The sequence below is a fragment of the Speluncibacter jeojiensis genome (assembly GCF_029589495.1).
In the GTDB taxonomy this organism is placed as follows: Bacteria; Actinomycetota; Actinomycetes; order Mycobacteriales; family Mycobacteriaceae; genus Speluncibacter; species Speluncibacter jeojiensis.
Genome location: NZ_JAAIVF010000001.1, coordinates 1,381,634 through 1,401,282 on the forward strand (window position 1 = coordinate 1,381,634; position 19,649 = coordinate 1,401,282).

Below are 19,649 nucleotides of genomic sequence, written 5' to 3' on the forward strand. Positions count from 1 at the left end.
CCGAGTCCCGGGTCGCACGGACCCGGGAACCCGACCACCTCGGTCATGACCGATCGATCAGTGGATCGTGGCCGACTTGATGGTGACCGCCTCGACCGGCGCGCCGTCGCCCTGACCGGTGTTCTCGCCCTTGGCGGCGACCGCATCGAGCGTGGTCAGGCCCGCGGCGCCGACGGTGCCGAACACCGTGTACTTCTCCGGCAGCGGCGAGTCCTTGTAGACCAGGAAGAACTGGCTGCCGCCGGAGTTCGCCTGCCCGGTGTTCGCCATCGCCAGCGTGCCGCGCGGATAGATCACGGTCCCGCTGTCGGCCGGGGTCCCGGGCATCGGCGCCAGGTTCTTCGGGAACTCGTCGGGCACCGTGTAGCCGGGGCCGCCCGTGCCGGTACCGGTCGGGTCGCCGCACTGCAGCACGTAGATGCCCTCGGTGGTCAGCCGGTGGCACGGGGTGTTGTCGAAGTACTTCTGCCCGATCAGCGACACCATCGATTCGACGGTGCACGGGGCCTCGGCCCGGTCCAGGGTCATCGGGATCGGTCCGGCGGTGGTCTGCACGGCGACGGACACCGTGCCGGCGGTCGGCGGGTTGACGTCGGTGGGCGCCTTGACCGGCTTCGCCGCCGGGGACGAGGAGTCCTTGGCGAAGGTGCACTTGCCCGCAGCCTGCGGCGCCGTGCTGCTGTTGTTGCCGCTGCTACATCCGGCCAGCGCGAGCGCCGCCGTCGCCACCGTAACCGCCATCAGTCCCACCCGGCCGAATCGCCGCTGCATCGTCATGTCGGCAGGATATGCGGGCCGGCCCGCCGGCGAAAGCGAACCGGACTGCCGGCCCGCAGGCTCGCGGTCTCAGCCCGCCATCGCGCACAACAGTTCGTAGGCGACGTGCGCGGCGGCGATGCCGGTGATCTCGGCGTGGTCGTAGGCCGGCGCGACCTCGACGATGTCCGCACCGACCAGGTTGAGCCCTGCCAAACCCCGTAATGCACTGAGCAATTCGCGCGACGACAGGCCGCCGGCTTCCGGCGTCCCGGTCCCGGGGGCGTGTGCGGGATCGAGGACGTCGATGTCCACCGAGACGTAGACCGGCCCATCGCCGAGACGGTCGCACATGCGGGTGACGACGGCGTCGAGCGGACTCGCGCCGAAGTCGTCGGCCGCGATCACCTGGAACCCGAACACCGAGTCGGCGCCCAGGTCTTCTGAGGAGTACAGCGGGCCCCGCGTCCCCACGTGCAGGCAGTGCGCCGGATCGAGCAGCCCCTCCTCGGCGGCGCGGCGGAACGGGGTCCCGTGCGTGTAGGGCGCCCCGAAGTAGGTGTCCCAGGTGTCCAGGTGCGCATCGAAGTGCACGACCGCCAGCGGGCCCTGGCGCCGCGCGGCCGACCGCAGCAGCGGCAACGCGATCGTGTGGTCACCGCCGAGGGTCAGCAGCCGGATGCCCTCGGCGCCGAATATGTCTGCGGCGGATTCGATCTCGTCGATCGCGTGCTCGATGTCGAACGGGTTGACCGGCACATCGCCGGCGTCGACCACCTGCTGCACGTCGAACGGGGAGACGTCGACGGCCGGATTGTAGGGTCGCAGCAGCTTGGACGACGCCCGGATGTGCGCCGGGCCGAACCGTGCGCCGGGCCGATAGCTGACGCCGCTGTCGAACGGAACCCCCAGCACGGCGATGTCGGCGCGGTCCACCTGGTCGCGGCGGGGCAGGCGGGCGAAGGTGGCCGGGCCCGCGAAGCGCGGCACCCGGGTGGCGTCGACCGGTCCCACGGGGCGATCCATGTGCCCACGGTAGCCGCGCCGAACGGTCGGCGGTCACGGATCCGTCGAATTCACCGTCGCGGTCGGTCAGTTGACTTTGGCCACAACGGATTCCGCGAACTTCTCCATCCGATCGACCTTCGTCGCGAGGGTTTCGGTGTCGAGCGCCTCGGAATACGAGTTCCGGAAGCCCACGACCACGTCGGTGACGCCCTTGTCCTCGAGCCTGCGCGCGCCGTCCACGGTGTAGGCATCGGGGGAGATGACGTGGATCTCGAAGGGGCGGTCACCCGTGCCCGCCTCCGCACGGAACTTGTGCAACCGGTCGAGCAGGCGGTCCAACTCGTCGCCCTCGCTCCCGGCATGCATCCAGCCGTCGCCGCGGACGGCGGCGCGGCGCAGCGCGGCGTCGCTGTGACCGCCGACGAGGATCGGGATCGGTTGCGTCGGCACCGGATTGATCTTGATGGACGGGACGTCGTAGATCTCGCCGTGGTACTCGAAGTAGCCGCCGGCGGTGAGCCCGCGCACGATGTCGATGGCCTCGTTCATGCGCTGTCCGCGGCGCTCGAACGGCACCCCCATGACCTCGAAGTCCTCCCGCCACGGGCTGACGCCCACGCCGAGCGCCAGACGGTTGCCGGTCATGTGGGCGAGCGTCGCGGCCTGTTTGGCGACGAGCACCGGCGGGCGCACCGGCAGCTTCAGCACGAAGGGGGTGAAGCGCAGCGTGCTGGTCACCGCGCCCATCGCCGCGGTCAGGATCAGCGCCTCGGGAAACGCCTTGTTCTCGAGGAACTCCCGGCCGCCGGTCGCGGTGTAGGGGTACACCGAATCCGACTCCGCGGGGTAGCAGATGCTGTCGGCCACCGTCATACTGTGGAATCCCGTCCGCTCCGCCGCCTGCGCCAGCGGCAGGTAGAACTCGGGGTCGGTCATGGCCTCGGCAAAGGTGAATCGCATCGGTGCTCCTCGCGCGGAGATGTGATGGGCGCCACGTTCCGTGGCGGGTCCATTCAAACCCTGCGCGCACCGACCGCTCCGGACCGTTCCCGGCCAGCGGGAGGCGGCCCGAACGGTCGGGGGTGGTCAGGTCCGCAGTGGCGCCGGCGAGGCCGGTTCCCGCTCGCGCTCGATGCGGCGCCAGGGCCGGTCGACGTCCGCCGCGCGGTCGAGGACCCCGCCGCACGGATCGTCGACGAACCCGTATCGCACCAGGTCCTCCTCCGGTCGGTAGATCTGCCGCAGGATCAGTGCACACAGCACCAGGACCGCGATGTCGCGCAGGGCAACAGTCGCGGTGAACCACTGCTCGGGCAGACCCTTGTTCTGCACGCCCAGGTAGTAGTACATCCGGGGGACCCACACGAGCGCATCGATCGTCATCCACGTCAACAGGATTCGGCGATGGGGGAGCGCAAGGACCGCCAGCGGCACCAGCCACAGCGAATACTGCGGACTCCACACCTTGTTGGTCAGCAGGAACGCGGCGACCACCAGGAAACACAGTTGCGCGACCCGCGGCCGGCGTGGGGCGGTCAGTCCGACGTAGGCGACGCCCACACAGGCCAGCACGAACAGCCCGAGCGAGACCGCATTGAGGATCGACGGGCTCTGGCCGGGACCCAGCGGGCCGTCGAAGCCCTGCCACCCGGTGAACGACGCGATCACGTTGTAGATCGAGTCGGGGTCCATGCCGCGCAGGTCATTGAGCCGGAAGAACTCGCTCCAGCCGGCCGGGAACAGGATCGCGATGGGCGCGTTCACCGCGACCCAGGCCGCGACAGCCGCGCCGCACGCCTGCCACCACTGGCGCATCCGGCCCGTGCGCAGGCACAGCACCAGCAACGGACCGAGCAGGAACGCCGGATAGAGCTTGGCCGCAGCACCGAGTCCGAGCAGCACGCCGGCCAGCCAGGGCCGTCTGCGCGCCCATGCCAGCAGACCGGTGGCCGCGAAAGCCGTTGCCAGCGCATCGAAATTCGTGAACGCGTGCACCAGCACGAGCGGCGACAGCGCGATGAGCGCGCCGTCCCAGACGCGCCGTCCGGACAGCGAACTGCTGGCCCACACGGTGATCAGCCAGGCGATCGCCAGCCCGAACGCGACCACGTTGAAATAGATGGCCACCTCGAGACCGCCTGGGAGCCAACCGGAGTGGGCTCCCTGATACCAGGCCTTCGCGATGACCATCGACGCGTACTGGTAGAGCCCGGTCAGCACCGGGTACTCCATGTGGTGCACAACCCTGGCGCCGTCGGCGTCCACATCGCTGCCGGTCCACGACGACTTGTACGGGAACTCGCCCTTGCTCAGCTGCTCCGCGCCGTACAGGGGCACCGTGTCCGAGTAGCACATGGCCACGTACTGGCGGCTACCCCGCCAGTCGAGGACCTCCGATCCGCCGCTGCCGCCCGGGTACTGCTGGATGCAGCCCGCCTTGCCGAACCAGCTCAGCGACAACATGACCAGCGACAGCAGCAGGATCACCCGCATCGGGGTGAAGAAGCGGGCGCGCCCGATCAGCGCGTGCGCGCCGACCGGGCCACCGATCAGCTGCGAGGCGCCGGCGACCAGCCGGTCGGTGCGGGTCGGCAGGTCGCGCCCGACCGCACCGTGTCCGTCCTCGACGAGCGGCTCCGGCGAGACGAAGTCCGGCTCCCGGCTCTCGACGGACGGACGGTCGGGGTCCGGCCCGTCCAGGGGGTGTTCGGCCACCGCGTCAGGCTACCGCCCGCGCCTGGCAACCCCGCCCTGGACGTGGCCGGCCCGGATCAACGGCCGAACAAACCGTTGCCGCCGCCGGGATGACCGGTGCCCGCCCCGGTGCCGTCCGCGTTGCCGGTGCCCGAATCACCGGTGCCGGAGTTGCCCGTTCCCGAGTCGCCGGTGCCGGAGTCGGCGCCGGGGGAGCCGGTGTCGCCGCCGGTACCGCTCGTGTCACCGGTGCCCTGCGACGGATCCGACCCGCTGTTCTGGTCTCCGTACGACGGCCGGTGCGCCTGACCCGGAATCGGGATGGTGACACCGGGCAGGATCTGGATCGCGGTCGGCGGCGTCGGCAGGTTCGGGATGATGCTCTGCAGCTGCGACCCGAGCGACGGCGCCTGCTCCTCCTGCGTCGGCTTCGGCTTGTAGGTGGCCGTCGGCGGCACGTACTCGGGCACACCCGCGACGCCGTCGATCGGTGCCGGCTCGGGGAACTTCTCGTTCGAGGTCCCCTCCAGCGCGCCGTCCATCGTGTCCTTCCAGATGTCCGACGGCAGCTGCGAGCCGTACATGATCGACCCGCCCGGGTTCTTCAGCGCCACACCGTCCGCGGTGCCGACCCACACCGCCGTCGACAGCGACGGGGTGAAGCCGATCATCCAGGCGTCCTTGTTCTGGCCGGTGTCGCCGAGCTGGGTGGTGCCGGTCTTCGAGGCCGACTGGCGCCCGCCGGCCAGCTGGTGCTGGTGCGAGTACGCGGCGATCGGCTTCATCGCCGAGACGACGTTGTCGGCCACGGCCGCGTCCATCGCCTTGGTGCCGGGCGGGTTCGGTCCGCGGTCGAGCAGCACCTGCCCGTCTGCGGCGACCACCTTCTGCACGAAGTACGCCGGGTGCGAGACGCCGTTGTCCGCGAACGTCGCGTACGCGGCGGCCATGTCCAACGGGCGGACCTGGTACTGGCCGAGGATGACACCGTCGGAGACCTGTCCGTCGGACTCCTGCAGCGACGGGCCCTGCACGCCCGGGATCTGCTTCGGGATGCCCGCGGCGTGGGCCATGTCCGCGACATCCTTGGCGCCGTGGTTGAGCGAGAGCATCAGCCGGTAGAAGACCGTGTTCAGCGACTGCTTGAGCGCCTGCGCGGCGGTGCACTGCTTGCCGGTCGTGCACTGTTCGCCGTCGGCGTTGGTGATCGTGACGCCGTTGATCGTCAGCGGCGACGCGTCGAACTTCTCGGTCACCGGGCGGCCCTGCGCGAGCATCGCTGCCAGGCCGAACACCTTGAACGTCGAGCCCGACTGCAGACCCGCGTTCGCGTAGTCGTAACCGTGGCCGTCGTCGCCGCCGTAGTAGGCACGCACGGCGCCGCTGCGCGGATCCACCGACACGACCGCGGTGCGCACGTTCGACCGCTCGCCCTCGAGGTCGTCGTGCACCGACTTGACCGCGGAGGCCTGCGCCTTCGGGTCGATGGTCGTGGTGATCTGCAGGCCGCGGGTGTTCAGGTCCTGCTCACTGATCCCGTTGGCCTCGAGCTCCTTGAGGACCTGGGTCTTGATCAGCCCGTCCGGTCCGTCCGAGTTGTCATGCGTGTCGGACGGCGCGGAGGCCAGCACCTGCGGATAGGTGAGGTTCGCGCGGTCCGACTGGCTCAGGCTGCCGTCCTTGACCATGCCGTCGAGGACGTAGTTCCACCGCTCCTTGGCCCCCTCGGGGTTGGTCGCCGGGTCGAGGTTGCTGGGGCTGCGGATCGAGGACGCAAGCACCGCGCCCTCGCCGACCGTCAGGTCCTGGACCGGCTTGTTGAAGTAGGCCTTCGACGCCGCGCCGATGCCGTACGCACCACGACCGAAGTAGATGGTGTTCAGGTAGGCGCCCATGATCTCGTCCTTGGACCACTGGCGGGCCATCTTCGCGGAGATGACCAGTTCCTTCATCTTCCGCCAGATCGTCCGCTGGTCGCCGACCACCGCGTTCTTGACGTACTGCTGGGTGATCGTCGAACCGCCCTGAGTGTCACCGCCGGTGACGTTGTTGATCGCCGCGCGCGCGGTGCCGGTGATCGAGAAACCCGGGTTCGTGTAGAACTTGCGGTCCTCCGCGGCGATCACCGCGTTGCGGACCTGCTGGGGGATCTGGTTGACGTCGACCTCGACGCGGTTGCCCTCCGGCGGGACGACCTTGGCCAGCACCGTGCTGCCGTCCGACTCGTAGATCGTGGCGACCTGGTTGGTCGCGACGTCCCCGGGCTGGGGGATGCGGATCATCATGTACGCCACCATGAAGGTGCCCAGCGGAATGATGATGCCCAGCCCGATCAGCGTGAACAGCGTGTAGCGGATCCGCCGCCACGTGCGCTTCTTCTTCTGCGCATCGGTCAACTGCTTCTTCGACCTGCCGTTGCCGGACGGCCCATCGTCGCGCGGGGGCCGGCGGTTGGCGTCGGGTGGGACATACACAGACAGAACTCCAAGTCGTGACTGGGCGCAGGGGCGATCGACTTTCTGGGGCGCGCCGGGCGGGCTTGTTCGCTTATTCGCTCGCGGTGCGTCGGCGGGGCCGTGTCCGCTTCGGCGCCGGGATCCTACCGAGCACGTACGACTGGACCAGGTGGTTCCAGCTGCACGTGCGGCAGACCTCGACGACGTGCACCGAGAACTCCTCGTGGGTTGTCGCCATCCGGGCCAGTTCCTCGCCGGTCCGCGCCGATCCGGATGCCGGACCGAGCTTGTCGCCGAAGACCCACGACACGAGCGTCAGCTGCTCCTTTCGGCAGATCGGGCACGTCACCGCGCTCGGTCGACCGTGGAAGCGCGCGGCGCGGAGCAGGTAGGGGCCGGCGTCACACACCTCGCCGACCGCGCGCCGACCCGAGTAGACCTCGGCCAGCAGGGACTTGCGCCGGAGCGCATAGTCCACCACCTGTCGTTGCAATCGCACGGGGACAAGGGTACGTGGGCTCCCTGAGAGCAGACAGGGTGCCGACGGTCACAGCGGCCCTCCGCGCGCTCGCGGTCCGGAGAAGTAGCGGTTACTCGGAGAAACATTCAGCCCGTTGCTGCGCTCGCATATATCGGTGCGATACAGTGAGTCATCGCATCACGCAGACAGGGTGTCGTGGGACACCCTGCGCGAAACAGTCGGAGGGTGGTGAACCGTGCTCGAGCTCGCGATTCTCGGGCTGCTGCACGAGTCACCGATGCACGGCTACGAGCTGCGCAAACGCCTCACCGGGCTCTTGGGCGCCTTCCGAGCCTTCTCGTACGGTTCGCTCTACCCGACGCTTCGGCGCATGCAGGCCGACGGCCTGATCGCCGAGGACGACGGTCCGGACGGAACCGTTCGACGCCGTGCCCGGCGGGTGTACAAAATGACCCCGCTCGGGAAGCAGCGCTTCTCCGAGCTCGTCGCCGACACCGGGCCGCAGAACTACACGGACGACGGTTTCGGCGTCCACCTGGCGTTCTTCAGCCGCACCCCCGCCGAGGCACGCATGCGCATCCTCGAGGGGCGACGCCGCCAGGTCGAGGAGCGACGCGAGGGTCTCCGGGACGCCGTCGGGCGCGCTTCCGGGCATCTCGACAGGTACACCCGGCAGCTGCACCAGCTGGGCCTCGAGTCGAGCGAGCGCGAGGTGCGCTGGCTCAACGAGCTGATCGCAGCCGAGGAGCACACCGCAAACACCTCGAACACGAATGAGTTTCCGAAGAAAGAAGGAGAACCCGACCATGGGTGAGAACAGCACCTCGGTGCGCGTGGCCATTGTGGGCGTGGGGAACTGTGCCTCGTCCCTGGTCCAGGGCGTGCAGTACTACCAGGACGCCGACGAGAACGCCACCGTCCCCGGCCTGATGCACGTCAAGTTCGGTCCGTACCACGTGCGCGACGTGAAGTTCGTCGCCGCGTTCGACGTGGACGCCAAGAAGGTCGGGTTCGACCTGTCCGAGGCCATCAACGCCAGCGAGAACAACACCATCAAGATCACCGACGTCCCGCCGAGCGATGTAACGGTCCTCCGCGGTCCCACTCTGGATGGCATCGGCAAGTACTACGCGCAGACCATCGAGGTCTCCGACGCGGAGCCGGTCGACGTGGTCAAGGCGCTCAAGGATGCCGAGGTCGATGTGCTGGTGTCCTACCTGCCGGTGGGCTCCGAAGAGGCCGACAAGTTCTACGCGCAGTGCGCCATCGACGCCAACGTCGCGTTCGTCAACGCGCTGCCGGTGTTCATCGCCTCCGACCCGGTCTGGGCCAAGAAGTTCGAGGACGCGGGCGTCCCGATCGTCGGCGACGACATCAAGAGCCAGGTCGGTGCCACCATCACCCACCGCGTGATGGCCAAGCTGTTCGAGGACCGCGGCGTCATCCTGGACCGCACCTACCAGCTGAACGTCGGCGGCAACATGGACTTCAAGAACATGCTCGAGCGCGAGCGTCTGGAGTCCAAGAAGGTCTCGAAGACCCAGGCCGTCACGTCGATTCTCGACGGACCGCTGTCCGGCAAGGTCCACGACCGCAACGTTCACATCGGCCCCTCGGACTACGTCGAGTGGCTTGACGACCGCAAGTGGGCGTACGTCCGCCTCGAGGGCCGCAACTTCGGCGACGCCCCGCTGAACCTGGAGTACAAGCTCGAGGTCTGGGACTCCCCGAACTCCGCCGGCATCATCATCGACGCCGTGCGCGCCGCGAAGATCGCCAAGGACCGCGGCATCGGCGGCCCGATCCTGCCGGCCGCGTCGTACCTGATGAAGTCCCCGCCGGTGCAGATGCCCGACGACCAGGCCCGCGCCCAGCTGGAGCAGTTCATCGCCGGCGAGTGACCGCCCGTGCGTGAGTCGCGGGGTCCCGGCCCCGCAACTCACGCACAGCAGCAAGGCCGCGCACCCATCGGGTGCGCGGCCTTCGGCATGTCCGGGGTGCACGAGAAATCCGGTGCGGCATCGGGTCGGAACAGGTAGGGTCACCGCCGTGGGAACTCTGAATCACTAGATCTGGACGCCGCGGCGAGCACGATCCGCGGCGAGTCCTGTGCGCACATCCTTCCGTCGGTCTCGGCCGAAGGCGCCTGTGCGAGGACATCTTCCGATCTCACCGGGCTCATCCGGATTCGAGGAGCGCACCCATGTCTGTTCCCCAACTGTCCCTACGCGCCGTCAGCAAGCGCTTCGGCGACCTGCTCGTCTTCGACCACCTCGACCTGACGATCGCCCCCGGCACGGGCGTCGGCATCGTCGGCGACAACGGGGCCGGAAAGTCGACGCTGCTGGCATTGCTCGCCGGCGTCCTCCGGCCCGACGCCGGAGAGGTGCGCGTCGAGGTTCCCGGCGGGGTCGCCTATGCCGCGCAATCCCTCGACCTGCCCGAGGAGGCGACGGTTGCGGACGCCATCGACCACGTGCTCGACCACCTTCGCACCCTGGAGGGCCGCCTCCGGGAGCTCGAAGCACGGATACAGCACGCCGATGACTCCGAACTCACCGGTCTGTTCGACCGATACTCCTGCCTCACCGCACTTTTCGAGAGCATGGACGGGCACACCGCCGATGAGCGGGTGAGTGCGGGACTCCATGCGCTGGGGCTGGCCGATCTCGACCGCTCCAGGCGTCTCACCACCCTGTCCGGGGGACAGTGCGCGCGGGTCGCGCTCGCGGCAAGCCTGGCATCGAACGCCGAGTTGCTGCTGCTGGACGAACCGACCAACGACCTGGACGACGCGGCCGTCGGCTGGCTGGAGAACCGATTGCTCGCGCACCGCGGCACCGTCGTCGTCGTGACCCACGACCGGGTGTTCCTCGACCGGTTGACGTCGGTGATCGTGGAGGTCGCCGACCGCGGGGTGCGACGCTACGGCCGCGGTTATGCCGGCTACCTGAAGGCGAAGGCCGTCGAGCGGCGACAGGCCCTGGCCGACTACGAGCACTGGCGATCCGAACTCGACCGCAGTCGGCATCTGGTGGACACCAACGCAAGTCGTCTGCATGCCATCCCCCGTAAGCGGGAGAAGGCCGGATTCGGACATGGCGCCTTCCGTGCGCGGGGGCGGGACCACGGCGCGGTGGGCAGGATCCGTAACGCCAAGGAGAGAATTCAGCGCCTCACCGCGGACCCCGTTGCGCCGCCATCGGATCCGTTGCGGTTCACGCATGTCCCGGTGACCGACCAGGCATCGGGTTCAGAGCGGGTGCGGCTGCGTGATGTGCGGGTGGAGTCACGGCTCGAGTTGCCCCGGCTCGACATCGAACCAGGGGGCCGCCTGCTGGTGACCGGTCCGAACGGATCCGGGAAGACGACCCTGCTGGACGTCATCGCAGGTGAGACCACCCCGGATGAGGGCGAGGTCAGCGTCCCTGCCCGGGTCGGCTACCTTCGGCAGTCCGCACCGCCGCGGGCATCGTCGACCACGCCGGCGGCCGTGTTCGCGGCCGAGCGTTCGCTGTACCTGGACGATGCCGCCGAGCGGTTGCTCGAACTCGGACTGTTCCGCGCCGACGACCTACGCCGACCGCTCGGGGACCTCTCGTACGGACAGCAGCGCAGGCTCGACCTCGCACTGCTGGCCACCGGTGGCGCGGGCCTCCTGCTCCTCGACGAACCGACGAACCATCTGTCGCCGGCGCTCGTCGAGGATCTCGAGGACGCGCTCGATGCGTACACCGGCGCCGTCGTGCTCGTGACGCACGATCGACGTTTGCGAAGCCGGTTCCGAGGGAGGCGCCTGGCGTTGTGACGCCAACCCGCCGGTCGCGTCGTCCGCGCGCACCGCACCGCTCCCGCGCCCCGGCCGACCTCACACAGCGCGGAGGTACCTCACATATGCCGCCCAGCCGTGCGAGGTGCGCGCAAGATGTGTCAGGTGCGGACTGTCGACCCCAGACCCGACCCCAGAGCCCGACCATCCGTGCCGCCCGGCGCGCGTGCCACCGAACGTCACGGAGATCACCCCTACCGGACGCTCGTCCATCTCGACGATTTGTTAGCCTTGCCTAATACCTGATCTATCTCGAGATTCCGAGGAGGCCCCGTGAACACTCGCGCCATCATCGTGGCCGGCGCCATCGCGCTGACCGCGCTGGGCACCGCCGCGTGCAGCAACAGCGAAACCGATTCGACTGCGACGACGACGTCCGTGTCCGCACCCGCTGCGGCGGCGAACGGGACCGGCTCGGCCGCCGCGATCGCACCGCTCGACCAGGCGACCGCCCAGAAGGACCTGCGCGCGTTGTTCGATCCGTCCGTCCCCGGCACCGAGAAGGTCACCACCGTCGAGGGCGCGACCGCGGCCGACGCGGCCAAGTGGGACCAGTTCGCGAAGATGGCGGCGCAGGGCGGCTACACGCCCGACGTCATCACGGTGAAGTCGGTGACCGTCACGGGCCCGACCGCCACCAGCCAGGTCGCCGTCGCCAGCCCGCACGCGCCGGCTCCGATCACGATGCCGATGACCTGGACCGCGCAGAACGACGTCTGGAAGCTCTCGGCGGCCTCCGCCGCCCAGTTGCTGGCGATGGGTCAGGGGCCGAGCGGAGCGGGCCAGTGAGCGCCCACGCCGTGCGCCGGCGACCCGACACCCTCTTCACCGACCGGCTGAGGAACGCCACGGCGGAGTCGCACAAGAACGCCGAGGAGTCGTCGTTCGTCGGCGAGCTGCTCTCCGGCGCGCTCAACGAGTCCGCCTACGCGGACATGCTCGGACAGAACTATCTGATCTACGAGGCGCTGGAACGTCGTGCCGCGCAACTGGAGTCGAGCGACCCAGTCCGTCGCTTCCACTCCGCCGCGCTGGTGCGCACCGCCGCACTCGAGGCCGACCTCGAGTTCCTGACCGGTCCCGAATGGCGGTCCGCGGTCAAGGAGCTGCCGGCGACCACGCGGTACGTCGAACGGATAGAGAAGGCCGCCGACGAAGACCCGCTGCTGTTCGTGGCCCACCACTACATCCGCTACCTCGGCGACCTTTCGGGCGGGCAGATCATCCGGCGCGCGATCGGAAATGCCTACGGGCACACCGAGGACGGCGTGCGCTTCTACATCTTCGACGAGATCCCCAAGCCCAAGCCGTTCAAGGACGACTACCGCGACGCGCTCGACGGTCTCGAGTTGTCGCCGGCCGACGAGCAGCGCTTCATCGCCGAGGTCAACGACATCTTCGGCCTCAACCGCGACGTCTTCGACGACCTCGCCGCGGGACTCGACGGGTACCGGGTCCGCTCGTGATGACGGGGCGAGCACGCCGGGTCGCGGTCGTCCTGTGCGGACTACTGCTGTTCGGCGCGGTCACGGCGTGCTCGTCGTCCGGTTCCGGTGGTGACACCCACGGTGCGGTCACCGCCGAGTTGGCCTCGGACAACCCGGTGCCGATCAGCAACGACCCGCGGCCGGTGCTGCCGGTGACCGTGCACTCGGAGGACGGCCGCGAGGTGACGGTCCGGGACGTGAGCCGGATCGTCGCCGTCGACCAGTACGGCACGTACGGCACCACCGTGTTCGCCCTCGGACTGGGCAAGAACCTCGTCGGACGCGACACCGCCACGAAGTTCCCTGCGGCCCAGTCGATCCCGAACGTCACCCCCGGCGGCACGCAGCTCAACGCCGAGTCGGTGCTGGCGCTGCACCCGACCGTCGTCCTCACCGACACCACGATCAGGCCTGCCACCGCGCTGCAGCAGATCGAGGCGGCCGGGGTGCCGGTGGTCTACTTCTCGCCGACCCGTTCGATCGCCACCGCGACCACCGAGATCAAGCAGGTGGCGACCGCGCTCGGCGTGCCCGCGCTCGGCGACCGACTGGCCGACCGCACCGATCGGGAGATCGCCGAGGCCAAGGCGATGGTGCCCGCGGACGCCCCGAAGCGGAAGATCGCGTTCCTCTACGCCCGTGGCACCGGACTGCTCATCCTGGGCGGTCCCGGTTCCGGCGCGGACACGCTCATCGAGGACCTCGGCGGTATCGACGCCGGCACCGCCCAGGGACTGACCTCCCCGTTCACGCCGGTGACCACCGAGTCGCTGATCGCAGCCCGGCCGGACACCTTCCTGATGATGACCGGCGGGCTCGCCTCGGTCGGCGGCCTGGACGGTCTCGAGCGGGTGCCTGGCATCGCCCAGACGCCCGCCGGCCGCAACCGCAGCGTCGTCGACATGGACGACGGTGTGCTGCTCAGCTTCGGGCCCCGTACCGGCGCGGTGATGATCGCGCTGGCAAAGGCCCTGTACCCGAACCGATGACGCAACCGAACCGATGACGACGACACTCACCCCCGAACGCACCCGCCGCGCGCGCCGCCCCCGCGCCTCACGTGGCCCGGTGGTGCTGGCCGGCCTGCTCGTGCTGCTGGTCGTGGCCTGCATCATCTCAGCCGGGATCGGCCAGTTCTCGATCCCGCCGCTCGAGGTACTCGGCAGCTTCCTGCACCACTTCCACATCCCGGTCGGCCCGATGCCCACCCAGCCGGAGGGTGACGCGACGCTGTGGCAGGTGCGGTTCCCGCGAATCGTGTTGGCGCTGTTGGTCGGCGCGGCGTTGGGCTGCGGCGGCGCGGTGCTGCAGGGGGTGTTCGCGAACCCCCTGGCCGAGCCCGGCGTGATCGGGGTGTCGGCCGGATCCGCCTCCGGCGCTTCGGCGGTGATCGTCTTCGGTGGCGTCGCGGTCAGCGAGTACGCCATCTCGGCGGGCGCGTTCGTGGCCGGCCTGATCGCCACCGGGGTCGTGTACTGGCTCGCACGCGCCGGCGGTCGCACCGAGGTGGTGACGTTGGTGCTCACCGGAATCGCGGTCAACGCGTTCGCCGGCGGCGTCATCGCCTACCTGACGTTCCGCGCCTCGCCGACCGCGCGCGACGAGATCGTGTTCTGGCAGCTCGGCAGCCTGAGCCGCGCCACCTGGCAGTCGGTGGGCATCGTCGCACCGATGGTCGTGGTCGGGCTGATCGCCGCGATGCTGATGGCGCACAAGCTCGACCTGCTCTCGCTCGGCGAGACCGCCGCGCGGCATCTCGGCGTGGACGTCGAGCGGCTGCGGCAGATCGCCATCGTGGTGGTCGCGCTGCTGACCGCAGCAGCCGTCGCATTCTGCGGGATCATCCTGTTCGTCGGCCTGGTCATCCCGCACCTGATGCGCATGCTGGTCGGTCCGGCGCACCGGATCCTGGTGCCCGCGAGCATCCTCGGCGGCGCGCTGCTGCTGGTGATCGCCGACCTGTGCGCCCGCACGCTGGTGGCGCACGCCGACCTGCCGATCGGCATCCTCACCTCGCTGGTCGGCGGCCCGTTCTTCCTGTACCTGCTGCGCCGCGAGCGCACCCGGGCGGGAGGATGGGCATGAGGCTCTCACTGCACCGCGCGGACATCCCCGAGCCCGACCGTTCCGCGCCGGCCGCGGCCACCGACAAGGTGACCGTGAACCTGGGCGGCGAGCGGCCGGCGCTGTCGGAGGTGAGCGTCGAGGTCCGCTACGGCGAGGTGCTGGCGATGGTGGGCCCGAACGGCGCCGGCAAGTCGACGCTGCTCGGCGCGCTGGCCGGGACCGTCAAACCCGCCGGCGGCGCGGTGCAGCTCGCGGGCTCGCCGCTTTCGCGGTGGTCGCCGCTCCAGCAGGCACGGCTGCGGGCGGTGCTGCCGCAGCAGCACACCGCCGGGTTCGGCTTCACCTGCGGCGAGGTCGTGCAGATGGGCCGGGCGCCGTGGACACACACCGACCGGCAGGACGACGACGCCCGGACAGTCGCCGAGGCGCTCGCCGAATGCGACGTGAGCGCGATGGCGCCGCGGCCGTTCGCGGCGCTGTCCGGGGGTGAGCGGGCGCGTGTCGCGCTGGCCCGCGTGCTGGCCCAGGACACCTCGATCATCATGCTCGACGAGCCGACCGCCGCCCTCGACCTCAAGCATCAGGAAGACGTCATGCAGATCGTGCGTCACCGCGCCGACGCGGGCGACGCGGTCGTCGTCGTGGTGCACGACCTGAACCTGGCCGCTGCCTATGCCGACCGGGTTGCGGTGCTGGCCGCCGGGCAGTTGCGCGCGAGCGGCCCGGTCCGCGAGACGCTCACCGGCGCGCTGCTCACCGAGGTGTTCGAGGTGCCGATCGAGGTCACCGGCGACGACGCCGGTATCCGGATCGACCCGGTACGGGGCGTGTCGACACGGGGAATGTCGGAGCGCGGCCTGCGGATCTGACTCCGGCGAGTCGGGCCCTGCGGGGCCGCGCTTGTGGGCGGGCACAGCGTTCTGCGCCCGCGCAGTGACCTCACCCAAACGCACGGGACCACACCGCACAGGTGGCCGATACTCGGTCGCATGCTTCGCCTGACAGTCACCACCGCACCGCAGTCGAGCACCGCCCTCGAGTCGCTCGCACTCATCACGCTCGACGAGATCCAGCAGGCGCTGCGCCGCCATGGACTGGGCATCACGCGCACCGCGAGCGACTTCCTCGCGCGGGAGGGGGAGCGGCACACCTTCGTGCTGGACCCGCCCACCGCGGGCGAGATCTTCGCCGCGACCACCGGGTCCGCGGGCGCCGCCGGCGTCGTGTTCGGGGTGTCGGGCACCTCGCAGGCCGTGCTCGACGGCCCGCTGCGAGCGTGGGCAGATGCCCTGCGCGATCGCTACCGCGTCGCCGCGGTGCTGGCCGGCTGAGCGGTCGCCTCCGCAACCGCCCCACTACAGCCGCCGCCGCACCCGCCACGCGAGCGCAAGCACGATCAGCAACGCCAGCAGCACCAGCGACGCGGTCACGCTCGGGGTGTCGCGGACGATCTCCACGACCGCGGTGACGAACACCGCGGCCGCGAAGAAGCCCAGGAACCCGATCAGCACCTCGAGCGCCTCGCGGCGTCCGGGGCGTCGACCGGGCCTCGCGCTCACGACTTGACGCCGCCCGCCGTCAGACCGGAGATGATGCGGCGCTGGAACAGCAGCACCAGGACCACCAGCGGGATCGCCACGATCGTGCCCGCGGCCATGATCGCCGCGTACGGCACCACGTGCGGATCGTTGCCGGAGAAGCGCGCGATGGCCACCGTCACCGGCTCCGTCGCCTTGCTGGAGAGCTGGCTGGAGAGCAGGTACTCGTTGACCGTGGCGATGAACGCCAGGATCGCGGTGGTGAAGATCGCCGGTGCCGCCAGCGGCAGCATCACGATCCGGAACGCCTGGAACCGTGACGCACCGTCGATCCGCGCGGCCTCCTCGAGTTCCCAGGGCAGCTCGGAGAAGAACGAGGTGAGCGTGTAGATCGTCAGCGGCAGCACGAACGAGATGTTCGGGATGATCAGCGCCTGGTAGGTGCCGATCCAGCCGATGTTTGTGAACAGCTGGAACAGCGGGGTCACCAGCGCGACCACCGGGAACATCGACGCGCCCAGGATCACCCCCGTCACCAGGTACTTGCCGCGGAAGTCGATGCGCGCCAGCGCGTATGCCGCGAAGATACCGACCACCAATGCGATCGCGGTGGTCGCCGCACCGATGATGATGCTGTTGAGCAACGCATGCGGGAAGTCGTTGCCGTTGGACGTCTCGAGCGCGTTGCGGAAGTTGGCCAGCGTCAGGTGTGTCGGCCACGGGGTGTCGTCGAACGTGTACGCGGGGTCGCGGAACGCGGTGACGATCATCCAGTAGAACGGCGCCAGCCCCCACAGCAGGATGATCGCCACCCCGACGTAGATGCGCAGGCCCTTCCAGTTCCGGCGTCTCGACGGGGTGGTGGTCCTGGTGATGGCCGACGCGGCGGCCGTCTCCGGTGCCCGGTGCGCCATCACTTACCGACCTTCCGTTGGTCTTCCTGGGTGCGAACCGCGTTGGCGCCGAGGAACTTCACCAGCACGAAGGCGATCAGGAAGATGAACAGGAACGTCAGCGTCGACAGCGCCGACGCGCTGTTGAAGCCCTGCCGGACCTGGTCGACCACCAGCACCGACAGTGTCGCGGTCGACGGCGACCCGCCGGTGAGGATCGCGGGCAGGTCGTACATGCGCAGCGCATCCATGGTGCGGAACAGCACCGCGACCATCAGGGCGGGCTTGACCAGCGGCAGCGTGATGTGGACGAACCGCTGCCAGGCGCTGGCCCCGTCGACGCGGGCCGCCTCGTAGACGTCCTGCGGGATCATCTGCAGCCCGGCCAGGATCAGCAGTGCCATGAACGGCGTGGTCTTCCAGACGTCGGCGATGATGATCGCGAACCGCGACGGCCACACGTCGACCGTCCACAGGATGTGCGTGCCGAACACCCGGTTCACGACCCCGTCGGGGGCGAACATGAAGTACCAGAGCTTGGCGGTGACCGCGGTCGGGATCGCCCACGGGATCAGCACTGCCGCGCGCAGCAGCGCCCGTCCGCGGAAGGTCTTGCCCATGATCACGGCCATCCACAGGCCGACGCCGGTCTCGATCGCGACGGTGATCACCGCGAAGAAGACGGTGATGCCGACCGAACCCCAGAACTGGGAACCGAGCGTGCCGGGCGGGCACGCCATGGTGCCGCCGCCCGCCGCCGGGCACTGCTGCAGCAGCCAGTGCGTGTAGTTGGCGAACCCGGCCGAGCCGCCCTGCACGAACATGCCGGTGGCGGCGTCGAGCCCCTCGTCCTTCTGGAACGACATGATCACGGCCCGGACCACCGGGTACACGATCACGACGGCCAGCACGAGCAGTGTGGGAATCACCAGCAGCCAGGCCCGGCGCGCACTCAATCCGAAGCGGCGCTTCGGTTCCCTTGCACGCACACCGCGGCCGGGGGGTTCGTCCCCGGCCGCGGTGGGGGCTGTAGCCACGGTCGAATCACCCGTAGGAACAGCCATCGCTCACTCCTCGATCACGACGTGGCAGACGAGATGCCGGCCTGCATGTCGCTGATCGCCTGGTCGACGCTCTTCTGTCCCTGCAGCGCCGCAAACGCGTTGTCGCGGATCGCCTTCGACACGGCCGGGTAGAACGGGGTGACCGGACGCGGCACCGCGTGCTCGAGGGTCAGCTTGAGCTCGGGCATGTACGGCATCTGCGCGATGACCTGCGGGTCGTCGTACATGGCGGTCATCACCGGCGGCAGCGACGAGAGCGCGATCATCTTCTGCGCCTCGGCGGACTGCAGGTACTTCACGAAGTCCAGCGCGGTCGCCTTGTGCTTCGAGTTGACGTTGATCGCGACGTTGTAGCCGCCGAGTGTGGACGCGCCCGGCCCGTCGACGCCCGGCAGCGGCGCGACGCCGAACTTGCCCTTGACCTTCGAGGACGCCGAGTTGGCGTTCTCGTAGACGTTCGGCCAGTTCCGCAGGAACATCAGGTTGCCGTCGGTGAAGGCGTTCTGGCTCTCCGGCTCCTGCCAGCCGATGGCCTGCTTCGGGATGTCCCCGTTCTTGAAACCGTCCACCAGCCAGGACAATCCGGCCTTCGCCTGCGGGGTGTTGACGGTCGGGGTGCGGCCGTCCGGACCGACGAAGCTGCCGCCGTTGGCGTTGATGGCCTCGGCGGTGTTGACCGTCAGGCCCTCGTAGTTGGCGTACTGGCCCGCGTAGCAGCCGATGTTGTGCTGCTTGGCGACGGCGCAGTCACCCATCATCTGCGACCACGTGGACGGCGCGGTGGGCACCAGGTCCTTGCGGTAGAACAGCAGGGCGCCGTTGGTGTTCTTCGGCGCCGCGTAGAGCGTGTTCTCGTAGGTGCCGCTCTTGACGGTGGCGGGCAGCAGCTTCGACTCGTCGAGCGCGAAGCTGTCCTTGAACGGCTGCAGCCAGCCCTTGGCCGCGAACTCGGCGGTCCAGGTGACATCGAGCGCCATCACGTCATAGTCGCTGGACTTCGCCTGCAGGTGCTGCACGAGGTCGTCGTGCTGCTGGTCGGCGTCGTTGGACTGCTCGTGGAAGGTGACCGTCTCATTGGGGTGGGTGGCGTTCCACTGCGCGATCAGCTTGTCGACGACGCGGTCCGCGGTGGTGTCCTTGCCCTCGACGTACGTGATCGGCCCACGCGCGTCCAGGTTCTGGTTCACCGCATCATTGCCGGAGCCGCCGCTGGAGCAGCCGGCCAGCGCGAGCATCGTCACCGCAGTGGCCGCGACCGCGACCTTGGGTATCAGTGACCGCCGGGTCAATCCACGCATGGTCCACCTTCCAGATAGCCGTAGTCCGTGTCCGTGTCGGGAAGCAGTATTCCCCACGCGGACACGGATGTCGTCGCT

The 19,649-nt window shown here is 69.3% G+C and carries 19 protein-coding genes; 9 read left to right on the forward strand and 10 right to left on the reverse strand.

Annotation, left to right across the window (positions count from 1 at the left end; genetic code table 11):
- Positions 1 to 57: 57 nt before the first annotated feature.
- The 6 genes from G4X40_RS06080 to G4X40_RS06105 all read right to left on the reverse strand — a co-directional run bounded on the left by G4X40_RS06080 (position 58) and on the right by G4X40_RS06105 (position 7,413).
- Positions 58 to 777: a peptidylprolyl isomerase gene (locus G4X40_RS06080; protein ID WP_277830850.1), complete on the reverse strand. Its 720-nt coding sequence runs from the start codon at positions 775 to 777 to the stop codon at positions 58 to 60.
- A 69-nt stretch (positions 778 to 846) separates the two neighbouring features.
- Positions 847 to 1,782, reverse strand: a complete 936-nt coding sequence (speB, locus tag G4X40_RS06085; protein WP_277830851.1) for an agmatinase — start codon at positions 1,780 to 1,782, stop codon at positions 847 to 849.
- A gap of 66 nt (positions 1,783 to 1,848) precedes the next feature.
- Positions 1,849 to 2,724, reverse strand: coding sequence for a TIGR03619 family F420-dependent LLM class oxidoreductase (locus G4X40_RS06090; protein WP_277830852.1), 876 nt, complete (start codon positions 2,722 to 2,724; stop codon positions 1,849 to 1,851).
- A gap of 126 nt (positions 2,725 to 2,850) precedes the next feature.
- On the reverse strand, positions 2,851 to 4,464 hold the full coding sequence (locus tag G4X40_RS06095) for a glycosyltransferase family 87 protein (protein ID WP_277831311.1): 1,614 nt from the start codon (positions 4,462 to 4,464) through the stop codon (positions 2,851 to 2,853).
- Between the two features lie 71 nt (positions 4,465 to 4,535).
- Positions 4,536 to 6,854: a transglycosylase domain-containing protein gene (locus tag G4X40_RS06100; protein WP_277831312.1), complete on the reverse strand. Its 2,319-nt coding sequence runs from the start codon at positions 6,852 to 6,854 to the stop codon at positions 4,536 to 4,538.
- Between the two features lie 151 nt (positions 6,855 to 7,005).
- A complete protein-coding gene (locus G4X40_RS06105; RefSeq protein ID WP_277830853.1) occupies positions 7,006 to 7,413 on the reverse strand; it encodes a DUF5318 family protein in 408 nt (135 codons plus the stop codon).
- Positions 7,414 to 7,630: 217 nt separating this feature from the next.
- On the opposite strand from G4X40_RS06105, the gene G4X40_RS06110 reads away from it, so the two are divergent.
- The 9 genes from G4X40_RS06110 to G4X40_RS06150 all read left to right on the forward strand — a co-directional run bounded on the left by G4X40_RS06110 (position 7,631) and on the right by G4X40_RS06150 (position 16,109).
- Complete coding sequence (locus G4X40_RS06110; RefSeq protein WP_277830855.1) at positions 7,631 to 8,209, forward strand: PadR family transcriptional regulator; 579 nt, start codon at positions 7,631 to 7,633, stop codon at positions 8,207 to 8,209.
- Entirely contained in the window at positions 8,202 to 9,296 is a 1,095-nt protein-coding gene (locus G4X40_RS06115) for an inositol-3-phosphate synthase (RefSeq protein ID WP_277830856.1), read from the forward strand. Before G4X40_RS06110 ends, G4X40_RS06115 begins: the two co-directional genes overlap by 8 nt.
- 302 nt (positions 9,297 to 9,598) lie before the next feature.
- A complete protein-coding gene (abc-f, locus tag G4X40_RS06120) occupies positions 9,599 to 11,203 on the forward strand; it encodes a ribosomal protection-like ABC-F family protein (RefSeq protein ID WP_277830857.1) in 1,605 nt (534 codons plus the stop codon).
- A 294-nt stretch (positions 11,204 to 11,497) separates the two neighbouring features.
- Positions 11,498 to 12,013 carry a DUF4878 domain-containing protein gene (locus tag G4X40_RS06125; RefSeq protein WP_277830858.1) on the forward strand — a complete coding sequence of 172 codons (516 nt, stop codon included), beginning with the start codon at positions 11,498 to 11,500 and terminating at the stop codon, positions 12,011 to 12,013.
- The gene (locus G4X40_RS06130; protein WP_277830860.1) at positions 12,010 to 12,690 is read left to right on the forward strand and encodes a biliverdin-producing heme oxygenase; all 681 of its coding nucleotides are present in this window, start codon (positions 12,010 to 12,012) and stop codon (positions 12,688 to 12,690) included. Before G4X40_RS06125 ends, G4X40_RS06130 begins: the two co-directional genes overlap by 4 nt.
- Positions 12,690 to 13,700, forward strand: coding sequence for a heme/hemin ABC transporter substrate-binding protein (locus G4X40_RS06135; protein WP_277830862.1), 1,011 nt, complete (start codon positions 12,690 to 12,692; stop codon positions 13,698 to 13,700). Before G4X40_RS06130 ends, G4X40_RS06135 begins: the two co-directional genes overlap by 1 nt.
- A gap of 13 nt (positions 13,701 to 13,713) precedes the next feature.
- Positions 13,714 to 14,796, forward strand: a complete 1,083-nt coding sequence (locus G4X40_RS06140) for a FecCD family ABC transporter permease (protein WP_277830863.1) — start codon at positions 13,714 to 13,716, stop codon at positions 14,794 to 14,796.
- On the forward strand, positions 14,787 to 15,647 hold the full coding sequence (locus G4X40_RS06145; protein ID WP_408642120.1) for a heme ABC transporter ATP-binding protein: 861 nt from the start codon (positions 14,787 to 14,789) through the stop codon (positions 15,645 to 15,647). The genes G4X40_RS06140 and G4X40_RS06145 overlap by 10 nt, the downstream gene beginning before the upstream one ends.
- Positions 15,648 to 15,767: 120 nt before the next feature.
- Complete coding sequence (locus tag G4X40_RS06150; protein ID WP_277830865.1) at positions 15,768 to 16,109, forward strand: hypothetical protein; 342 nt, start codon at positions 15,768 to 15,770, stop codon at positions 16,107 to 16,109.
- A gap of 24 nt (positions 16,110 to 16,133) precedes the next feature.
- Here G4X40_RS06150 and G4X40_RS06155 read toward each other — a convergent pair whose 3' ends face one another.
- The 4 genes from G4X40_RS06155 to G4X40_RS06170 are packed head-to-tail and all read right to left on the reverse strand — an operon-like array spanning position 16,134 to position 19,571.
- Positions 16,134 to 16,337: a hypothetical protein gene (locus G4X40_RS06155; RefSeq protein WP_277830867.1), complete on the reverse strand. Its 204-nt coding sequence runs from the start codon at positions 16,335 to 16,337 to the stop codon at positions 16,134 to 16,136.
- Positions 16,334 to 17,230 (reverse strand): carbohydrate ABC transporter permease, encoded by an 897-nt coding sequence (locus G4X40_RS06160; protein WP_277830869.1) that lies wholly within the window; start codon positions 17,228 to 17,230, stop codon positions 16,334 to 16,336. Before G4X40_RS06160 ends, G4X40_RS06155 begins: the two co-directional genes overlap by 4 nt.
- Complete coding sequence (locus G4X40_RS06165) at positions 17,230 to 18,273, reverse strand: carbohydrate ABC transporter permease (protein ID WP_277830870.1); 1,044 nt, start codon at positions 18,271 to 18,273, stop codon at positions 17,230 to 17,232. The genes G4X40_RS06160 and G4X40_RS06165 overlap by 1 nt, the downstream gene beginning before the upstream one ends.
- Positions 18,274 to 18,287: 14 nt before the next feature.
- On the reverse strand, positions 18,288 to 19,571 hold the full coding sequence (locus G4X40_RS06170; RefSeq protein ID WP_277830872.1) for an ABC transporter substrate-binding protein: 1,284 nt from the start codon (positions 19,569 to 19,571) through the stop codon (positions 18,288 to 18,290).
- Positions 19,572 to 19,649: the final 78 nt, after the last annotated feature.

Bases quoted from the DNA above. Each gene is read 5' to 3' on its own strand.
- G4X40_RS06140 (WP_277830863.1), top strand. From the start codon at position 13,714: ATGACGACGACACTCACCCCCGAACGCACCCGCCGCGCGCGCCGCCCC.
- G4X40_RS06145 (WP_408642120.1), top strand. From the start codon at position 14,787: ATGGGCATGAGGCTCTCACTGCACCGCGCGGACATCCCCGAGCCCGAC.
- G4X40_RS06090 (WP_277830852.1), bottom strand. From the start codon at position 2,724: ATGCGATTCACCTTTGCCGAGGCCATGACCGACCCCGAGTTCTACCTG.
- G4X40_RS06150 (WP_277830865.1), top strand. From the start codon at position 15,768: ATGCTTCGCCTGACAGTCACCACCGCACCGCAGTCGAGCACCGCCCTC.
- G4X40_RS06160 (WP_277830869.1), bottom strand. From the start codon at position 17,230: ATGGCGCACCGGGCACCGGAGACGGCCGCCGCGTCGGCCATCACCAGG.
- G4X40_RS06165 (WP_277830870.1), bottom strand. From the start codon at position 18,273: ATGGCTGTTCCTACGGGTGATTCGACCGTGGCTACAGCCCCCACCGCG.
- G4X40_RS06115 (WP_277830856.1), top strand. From the start codon at position 8,202: ATGGGTGAGAACAGCACCTCGGTGCGCGTGGCCATTGTGGGCGTGGGG.
- abc-f (WP_277830857.1), top strand. From the start codon at position 9,599: ATGTCTGTTCCCCAACTGTCCCTACGCGCCGTCAGCAAGCGCTTCGGC.
- speB (WP_277830851.1), bottom strand. From the start codon at position 1,782: ATGGATCGCCCCGTGGGACCGGTCGACGCCACCCGGGTGCCGCGCTTC.
- G4X40_RS06170 (WP_277830872.1), bottom strand. From the start codon at position 19,571: ATGCGTGGATTGACCCGGCGGTCACTGATACCCAAGGTCGCGGTCGCG.
- G4X40_RS06135 (WP_277830862.1), top strand. From the start codon at position 12,690: ATGACGGGGCGAGCACGCCGGGTCGCGGTCGTCCTGTGCGGACTACTG.
- G4X40_RS06080 (WP_277830850.1), bottom strand. From the start codon at position 777: ATGACGATGCAGCGGCGATTCGGCCGGGTGGGACTGATGGCGGTTACG.